The sequence below is a fragment of the Nocardia sp. NPDC059764 genome (assembly GCF_042732555.1).
GTDB lineage: Bacteria > Actinomycetota > Actinomycetes > Mycobacteriales > Mycobacteriaceae > Nocardia.
The window spans coordinates 1-8,111 of the sequence record NZ_JBHWHH010000248.1; the positions used below are offsets into that span (position 1 = coordinate 1).

The following is an 8,111-nucleotide window of genomic DNA, read 5'->3' on the forward strand; positions in this document are numbered from 1 at the left end:
GGCCCGCACCGGTCACCGACCACGGCTACGTCTGCTGGCTGGCCACCGCCGCATTCGAGCACGAGAGCATCCCTCCGGCCTCCGCGGTCCACTACTGGGGCGCGGGCCGGCGTTTCGGCTTCGCCGATCTCGGAGCGGGACAGACCTATTGGTGGGGAACCCGCAATGTGGCGGGCCGGGCCGCCGATTGGTCGGGAGGCAAGGCCGACGTCCTCGACAGCTATCGCGGCTGGGCACCCGAGATCGGTGCGATCATCGCGCGCACACCGGCCGACGCCATCATCACCGCGCCCGCGCAGGACCGCCCCTTCCTGCCGTCCTGGGGCCGCGGTCCGGTCACGCTGATCGGTGACGCCGCCCACCCGATGCTGACGAGTCTGAGCCAGGGCGGCAGCTCCGCGATCGAGGAAGCCTGCGTCCTCGCCCATCATCTGCGCCGGAACGGCGCCGTCATCGCCGCGCTGCGCGACTACGAGGATGCGCGCCGGGCCCGGACCCGGACCCTGGTGGCGGCGTCGCGCCGGCTCAGCAGGCTCGAACAGCTCGCGAACCCGGTCGCGGTTCGCCTGCGCGAGTGGGCTTTCCGATACGCTCCCGACGGTGTCATCCGCAGTCAGACGATCGAGCCCATGCGGTTCGAAATGCCGTCGTGAACCCGGTGGCCGGTGCGGCCCGGCCTGACCCCCTCCACGAATTCCCGACTGAGCACGCGACGCCGCAGCGACCGTGTGTCATGGTCGGGATCGACTTCGAACTGCTCACGCAGGCGTTGCGCGCACAGCGCGTACCACTGTTCCGCCTGCTGCAGCTCGCCGCGCCGCGCGTGGATCATCATCAGCCGGCGAAACGCCGCCTCGTTCACGGCATCGATGGCCAGCGTGCGACGGCACGCGTCGGCCGCGTCGGCGAATTCGCCCGCCTCGAACGCGTACTCGGCCAGTACGTCCAAGACGCTCAATATCATCGCGCGCAGCCAGTGCCGATGCTCGATCACCCAGCTGTCCGATTCTCCGCTGAGGAACTCACCCGAGTACAGCGCGGCAGCACGCCGATACAGATCCAGCGCCTCCTCTCGCAGGCCCCGCACCGCGGCCTCGCGCGCGGCCGTCGTGACCCGCTCGAACTCGTGGAAGTCGACGACCACGTCATCGCTCGCGTCCATGATGTAGCCGAAATCCCGGAACTCGACACGCAGGTGCCCGCGATCGGTTCCCAGGTGGTCGTCCAGCGTTCTGCGCAGGGCGTGCACCGCCACCTTCAACGACGTGCTGGGACCCTCGATATCCGGCCACAACAGCTCTCGCAACCGCTCCTTGCCCACGACGATGTTCCGGTTGACGAGCAGCACCCCGAACAGCGAGCGCGCCTTGCTCGCGCGCCACCGAACACAACTCTCGCCCGGGACCGAAATGGCGAACTCGCCCAATAGTTTGACATGCACCGACCGTTCACCGGATGCGCCCATTGAAACTCCTTGCACCATACGAGAATTGACGGCAAGTCAAATACATTTCGCCACACGATAATTCGCAATTACCGATCGACATTGACGGTATTTGCGTCTCGATACCAGAGATGATGGAAATCCATAGATCCTTGCGTCGCAACCGATCTCGAACCAGGATTCCGCTGGCGGCTATGTTTGCATGCTCAACACGCCTGCGCAAGTGGACGTTTCACAATTTGTCCACCCACCAACGGCCCGAAACACACAGTAATGTTCTTGTCGCGCCGCTACCTGGCCAATCGGACGAGAAACCATGTTCCGTTCATGTTCGCCCACCGCGGGCAGGCCCGGAGGAGCCGGCGTACCGCCGGGGCAGGGTGCGCGGATGCCGCCACCGCGCCATCTGCGATCATTGCCCGGTGTCTGAGCCAGGACGCCTCCGACGCACACCCGTGCAGTCGCGCAGCAGGGAACGAGTCGAGCGAATCCTCGACGCCACACGCGAACTCGTCGACGAACACGGAACGGATGCCGTGACGACCCGCGGGATCGCCGAGCGTGCCGCCGTACCGATCGCGACGCTCTACCAGTTCTTCGCCAACCGGGAGGCGGTGTTCCGGCAACTGCTGGACCGCGACATGGAACAGATCGACCGGCAGGTCGCGGCGGAGATCGAGACACTGCGGGCGGACAGCATCTCCCACGCGATCACGCTGTTCGCGACCGTGCACCGCACGCACTTCCTGCGGCATCTCGAATTCGTCGCGCTCTACTTCGCTTTCGGCGACAGCGAGCTGGTCCGCACTCATCAGCGCCGCTGCGCCCAATCGTTCGGCCACCTGCTGCTGACCTCGGGGGTGATGCCCGCCGACACCGATCCCCGAGTGTTCGGCGTGGCGATCGCGATCGCCGAGGGCACCATCGAGCACGCCTACCGGGACATCCCCCGCAACGAGTGGGTGGTCAGCCAAGGTCGGCTGGTACTGGAGCTGTATCTCGAAAGCCAGTGCGGCTGAGCGCCGATCGCGCCCGCAAGAGCCCTAACCCGGTCCTAACCGCCCCCGGTTAGCGTCGCGCCATGTCCAGTCAGCGCACCCGCGGCGTCCGGTCCGGCCCACCGCGCCCACTACCCCGGTTGGGCCGCCCCGACGGGCTCGACAACGGACTCGCCCTGCGCCGTGACCAATTGGGCTTCCTGTCCCGCGGCCTCGAGCGCCACGGCGACCTCTTCGAATTCCGGCTCCTGGGCCTGCCGATGGTGCTGGTCAACCATCCGGACCACATCAGGCACATCCTGGTGGACAACAGCGTCGGCTACGACAAGAACGCGGTCTTGTTCAAGATCGTTCGCCCGGTGCTGCGCAAGGGCCTGATCGCGAACGCCGATCACGAACTGTGGCAGCGACAACGGCGCATGATCGCACCCCATCTCACGCCTCGCGCCATTCGCGACCTGGCCGGGAACATGACCACGGAAACGCTGCGCATGCTGGAGCGCTGGGATGCCGCCGACGCGCCGATTCTCGATATCACCGATCAGATCGGCCAGCTCGCGCTGCGGATCGTGAACCGGTCGTTGTTCAGTGCCGACGTCGACGCCACCGCCCTGTCGTTCGAACGCGCCTTCGGCGAAGCCAATGCCATATTGGGATCGTTCTTCCGTTTTCCGTTCCCTCCGCTCACTGTGCCCACGCCGAGCCATCGCCGGCTGCGCCGCGCGATCGCCGAGATGGACGAATTCGTCTCACGATTCATCACAGCGCGCATCGAACAGCCGACGAGTTCACCCGACACCACCGACCTGCTGACCCTCCTCATGAACTCCGTCGACGAAACCGATGGCCGGGGAATGGATATCGAGCAACTCCATCACGAAGTTCTCAATATCTGCATCGGCGCCTACGAGACCACCACGAACACGTTGTCCTGGGCCTTCTATCTCCTGGCCCGGCACCCCGATACGGAGCGGCGGCTACACGAGGAGATAGACCGGGTGATCGGCGACCGGATTCCCGATATCGACGACATCCCGAAACTTCCCTACACGCGAATGGTCGTGGACGAAACACTCCGGATCTATTCTCCGGCATACCAATTCATGCGACGTGCGGTCCGAGACGATGAGCTGGGCGGATATCGACTCCGGCAAGGGTCGAACGTTCTGATCAACAGTTATCTGCTGCATCGACATCCGGATTTCTGGGACGACCCCGAACGATTCGATCCCGAGCGATTCACCCCCGACAATATCGCCGCCCGGCCCAAGCACGCCTACATCCCCTTCGGCAGCGGGCACCGGGTGTGCGTCGGCAAGCACTTCGCCCTGACCGAACTGGTGCTGGTGCTGGCCACCGTGGCGAGCAGGTACCGGCTGCGCCTACCAGCGGGCGCGGCGCCGATAACCCCCGAAGCGCTCATCACGCTGCACCCCAGGGGCGGAGTCCATTTGCGGCCACAACGACGGAAGGCACGCGCGCGATGAGAACCGGCGCACTCGGAACCACCTTCAGTTGCTTCCCCAGCCAGCACAACCCGAATCTCGACCGGGCACGCGAACACCTCCTGGCGTGGGTGGACGGTTTCGATCTGCTCCAATCACACCGGATCAGATCGAAATTCAGCGCGGCCGACTTCGGATACTTTGTGGCACTTGTTCATCCGCATGCCGACCGGCACGATCTCGAGCTGGCCGCCGATTGGTTCGCCTGGCTGTTCCTGGTGGACGACGAACTCGACGACGGGGCGATCGGCAGAACACCGGCAGCGGCCGCGGCGCTGGCGGACGGTGTCTGCGGGGTCCTGCGCGGCGGCGGGCGCGGAGAGGCGAATCCGGCTCTGCTGGCAGCACTTTCCGATCTGTGGGATCGAACCGCCGCGCACAGCTCCGCGGCCTGGCGTACCCGATTCGTCGGACATCTGGAGGAGTGCCTGCGCACCGCCGCGTTCTGGGAGGCCGGGAACCGGATCGCCGGCATCGTCCCGGACAGGGATACCTATGTCGATCGGCGACGGCACACCGGGGCGATCTACGTCTGCATGGATCTGATCGAGAGGTTCGGAGATTTCGAGGTGCCGCCGGCACGGTATCGCGACGCCGACTTCTCCGGCGCCCTCGATGCCGCCTGCGACGTGGTGTGCTGGACCAATGACGTCTATTCGCTGGAGAAGGAACGGTCCTTCGGCGAAGTCCACAATCTGGCCTTCATCATCGGACATCACGAGAATCTGAGCGAAGCCGAAGCGGTGTCACGCGTCTGCGCGGAAATAGACACGCGCACAAGGCAGTACCTCGCCTTCGAGAAGCAGGCTCGCACGCGAACGGCGTCGGATCACGATCCCGTCGAGCGTTGCCTCGCCGGCATGCGCACGTGGATCCGCGGAAACTTCGATTGGTCGAGCAGGACGGCGCGATACGGTCACGCGCCGGTGCTCTCGACATCGATGCTCGCTCCCTCAGGCGACGGCCAGGAGCCTGCGCTGTGAGCGCCCCCCGACCCCGCCTCGCTACGGCACGAGAAGTCCTGCATCGAGCCTGGCAACTGACCGAACCCGAGTTGCGGAAGTCCGTGAACCGGCTGGACGATCCCTTACGAACCGTCGCGGCTTATCATTTCGGCTGGGCCGACAGGTTCGGCAGGCCCACCGACACCGGTTCGGGCAAAGGCGTGCGTGGCGCCTTGGCGATCGCGAGCGCCGTCGCGGCCGGCGGCGAGGACAGCGACGGGGTGCCCGCCGCGGTCATCGTCGAGCTTGTCCACAACTTCTCGCTCCTGCACGACGACATCATGGACGACGACCTACGGCGACGCGGCCGTCCCAGCGCGTGGGTGGTGTTCGGCAGGGCGCAGGCGATTCTCACCGGCGACGCCCTGTTGTCCCTCGCCTTCGAAGCGGCGGCCGACCGATCGCGCGTCGGAAACGCGGCCGCGGCAGATCTGTCCGCGGCCCTGCTGGAGGTGGTCAACGGCCAATCCGCGGACTTGCTCTTCGAGAACCGCATGGACATCGATCCCGACCAGTGGCAGTCCATGGCGAGCGGCAAGACAGGGGCCCTGTTCGGGCTCGCCTGCGCGCTCGGCGGCAGAGCGGCCACAACGGACGAGCGACGCATCGAGGCGCTCCGCAATGCCGGTCGCCACCTCGGCCTGGCCTTCCAACTGGTCGACGACGTACTCGGACTGGTCGGCGATCCCGACCGTCTCGGGAAAGCCGTCGGCGGCGACATCCTCCGACGGAAGAAGTCCGCCCCGATCGTCAGAGCCCTCCACGACGACCCTCGACTCGCGGCCATCCTGACCAAGGCGTACACCCGTCCGCATCCCTCGTCGAGCCATGAAGCCGCAGACCTCGTCGCCCTCCTCGAGCGCTCAGGCGCCCTGGACTGGGCCCGCACCGAAGCCGACCGATTCCGTTGCGCCGCAAGGACCGAACTCGACACCGTATCGACCGACCCACAGGCCCGCCGAGCCCTCGAGACGATCGCCGACGCGGTACCGCGCTGGGACCGGCTGTCCCGGCACAACCCGATCTGACCGAACGAACTCGCCCCGGCAGCAGGAGCCGGAACGATGGATGAGCGGGCGTCGATGCGCAATACGAGAAAGCAACAGAGCCGCAGGTCATGACCTGCGGCTCTGTCGTTCTGTGGGCCTGACCATGATCAACCCGACCCACCCTGCGGCCGCGGGACCAGAACTCCGGGTCAAGCAGGTGCGCACGCGCCGGATCGGGCGATGATCGACATTCCCTCAATGAGTCCATGTTGGTGGCATACAGTCGCATGTACATCACCAACATGGGCGGAGGCTTGCCATGACGGTCACGCAGATCGACCTCGACGACGACGCTCTACAGCGCGTGATGGCCCTATCGAAAGCGAAAACGAAAAAGGACGCGGTGAACCTGGCCCTGCGGTTCTACGCGGAGAAGCAGGAGCGTGCCGCTCGCATCGCCCACCACTTCGAGCGAGCACGGCATTGGGGAGCGATCGACGACGCTGCTCGCCGGCACGAGGAGGAAAGGGCCCGGTGATCTACCTGCTCGACACCTCGGCCCTGGTCCGGCTGCTGTCGAACGAGAAATTGCAGCATACGTGGTTCGACGCGATCGATGCCGAAGCCATCGGCTCCTGCTTTCCGCAGCGTGCGGAGTTCCTGTACAGCGCTCGGGATCGCACCGAATACGACGAAATCGCTGAGATGTTCTCCGACCTGTACCCCGACGTCACGGTTCCCAAGCATGCCGATCGATGGGCTGCCGCAACGCAGCATCGGATGTCGCGGGCAGGCGAACACCGCAGCGCCTCAGCAATCGATCTCATCATCGCCGCGACCGCCGCGCACCACGGATTGACCGTGCTGCACGACGACAACGACTTCGCGACCGCGGCACGCCACGCACCCGAGTTGCGGCAGCACAACATTCACGACATCGCCTGAAGACCCTGCCCGCTCTACCCCGGCCGCCGGCCAGTCCCCTTCGTGCGAACGATTCGGGTAACTCTCTGTGGGTTCGCGATCCACGCGCGGTACACGCCCGACCGGTAGATCACGATCACGCCACGTGGCATGTCGCACCTGGCCGCAGCGGAAGAGATCGAGGGACCGATGACGACCACAGAGCGAATCACGTCTGTCGAGCGATACAGCTCCATGAACAGCGCTAGAGAACACTTCGCCCAAATGCTGACGGCCGCCGAAGAGGGCAACGTCGCCGTGGTGTCTCGTAAGGGTAAGGATTCCGCGCTCGTGGAGGTTGGGCGGCTCCGGTGGCTGCTTTCCCACAGCATCCGTGTCCACGAACCGCAAGTAGTGCGGGAAAACGACAACTGGGTCGCATATCTGCCGGGTCTTCCACTGGCCGTGGAGGAGCCCGATCTCGATACGGCGATCACCGCCTTGATCGAGGCTATGCGCGAGTACACCGCTGACTGGCAGGACCATCTCCATGCCGCGCTCAACCATCAGAAGAACGTCGACTTCGTGCAGTTCGTGGAGCTATCCACGGACGAGCAGCTGAGAGAGTGGTTGACGGCGGCCGAACAATGACCCAGCACCCTCCGGGTAACAAGAAGGCTCACGAAACCTTCTGCCACCACGATGAATGGGTGCGCGTCCGCAACGCCACAGGTGGTGTGGTCAGGCACCACAGCACATGGGAATTGCCGCTTTCGGACGGTCGCGTCTTGCGTACCCGGATCTCGCGGCCCATGGACAACACCGACTATGGATCCGAGCTGTGGTGCCAGATCCTGAAGGACCAACTCGAGGTCAGCGAAGCCCAGTTCTGGGCATGCGTCAACGATCGAGTTCGTCCAGTACGCACCCCAGAATCTGTCATGATCCCCGACAAGGAGCCAATCCCTCTCGGTGTCGTCGAGAAACTCATACGCCTGGTTCACCTGACCCCAGAGGAAATCGAGGAGATGACCAAAGATCAGGCGGTAGCCCGGCTGCAGACCCTTCGCTTTCTATGAATCCCTCGGTCCGGGGAGAACGACTTCCCTTGCCCGGCAGCGCCATCGAGTCAAGACGGTCGAGCCGCGGAGCCTTGGACCTTGCCACCTTCGCGCTCTCCGACCTGATCGGACCGGCTACCGTCCCCACCTTTCGCATCCCCCAACCCGGAAACGACATTGGGGCTGGTACCGCTTCTGCGGTACCAG

10 protein-coding genes are annotated in these 8,111 nt (G+C 65.0%); 9 read left to right on the plus strand and 1 reads right to left on the minus strand.

Annotation, left to right across the window (positions count from 1 at the left end):
• Positions 1–653 (plus strand): FAD-dependent monooxygenase (locus tag ACFV4K_RS33070; protein WP_379280223.1); only part of this gene is annotated, 653 nt, incomplete at its 5' end.
• Here the strand turns inward: ACFV4K_RS33070 and ACFV4K_RS33075 are convergent.
• Entirely contained in the window at positions 614–1,426 is an 813-nt protein-coding gene (locus tag ACFV4K_RS33075; RefSeq protein WP_379280224.1) for a BTAD domain-containing putative transcriptional regulator, read from the minus strand. The genes ACFV4K_RS33070 and ACFV4K_RS33075 overlap by 40 nt on opposite strands.
• Positions 1,427–1,866: 440 nt before the next feature.
• On the opposite strand from ACFV4K_RS33075, the gene ACFV4K_RS33080 reads away from it, so the two are divergent.
• The 8 genes from ACFV4K_RS33080 (at position 1,867) to ACFV4K_RS33115 (ending at position 7,922) form a co-directional block, all read left to right on the plus strand.
• Positions 1,867–2,463, plus strand: a complete 597-nt coding sequence (locus ACFV4K_RS33080) for a TetR/AcrR family transcriptional regulator (protein ID WP_379280225.1) — start codon at positions 1,867–1,869, stop codon at positions 2,461–2,463.
• A gap of 62 nt (positions 2,464–2,525) precedes the next feature.
• The gene (locus tag ACFV4K_RS33085) at positions 2,526–3,929 is read left to right on the plus strand and encodes a cytochrome P450 (protein ID WP_379280226.1); all 1,404 of its coding nucleotides are present in this window, start codon (positions 2,526–2,528) and stop codon (positions 3,927–3,929) included.
• Between the two features lie 161 nt (positions 3,930–4,090).
• The gene (locus ACFV4K_RS33090) at positions 4,091–4,930 is read left to right on the plus strand and encodes a hypothetical protein (RefSeq protein WP_379280227.1); all 840 of its coding nucleotides are present in this window, start codon (positions 4,091–4,093) and stop codon (positions 4,928–4,930) included.
• Positions 4,927–5,979: a polyprenyl synthetase family protein gene (locus ACFV4K_RS33095; protein ID WP_379280228.1), complete on the plus strand. Its 1,053-nt coding sequence runs from the start codon at positions 4,927–4,929 to the stop codon at positions 5,977–5,979. The genes ACFV4K_RS33090 and ACFV4K_RS33095 overlap by 4 nt, the downstream gene beginning before the upstream one ends.
• 280 nt (positions 5,980–6,259) lie before the next feature.
• Positions 6,260–6,478, plus strand: coding sequence for a type II toxin-antitoxin system VapB family antitoxin (locus ACFV4K_RS33100; RefSeq protein ID WP_379280229.1), 219 nt, complete (start codon positions 6,260–6,262; stop codon positions 6,476–6,478).
• Positions 6,475–6,885: a PIN domain-containing protein gene (locus ACFV4K_RS33105; protein ID WP_379280231.1), complete on the plus strand. Its 411-nt coding sequence runs from the start codon at positions 6,475–6,477 to the stop codon at positions 6,883–6,885. Before ACFV4K_RS33100 ends, ACFV4K_RS33105 begins: the two co-directional genes overlap by 4 nt.
• A 168-nt stretch (positions 6,886–7,053) precedes the next feature.
• Positions 7,054–7,494 carry a prevent-host-death protein gene (locus tag ACFV4K_RS33110; protein ID WP_379280232.1) on the plus strand — a complete coding sequence of 147 codons (441 nt, stop codon included), beginning with the start codon at positions 7,054–7,056 and terminating at the stop codon, positions 7,492–7,494.
• Positions 7,491–7,922, plus strand: a complete 432-nt coding sequence (locus ACFV4K_RS33115; protein WP_379280233.1) for a cytotoxic translational repressor of toxin-antitoxin stability system — start codon at positions 7,491–7,493, stop codon at positions 7,920–7,922. The genes ACFV4K_RS33110 and ACFV4K_RS33115 overlap by 4 nt, the downstream gene beginning before the upstream one ends.
• The last annotated feature ends 189 nt before the right edge of the window (positions 7,923–8,111 follow it).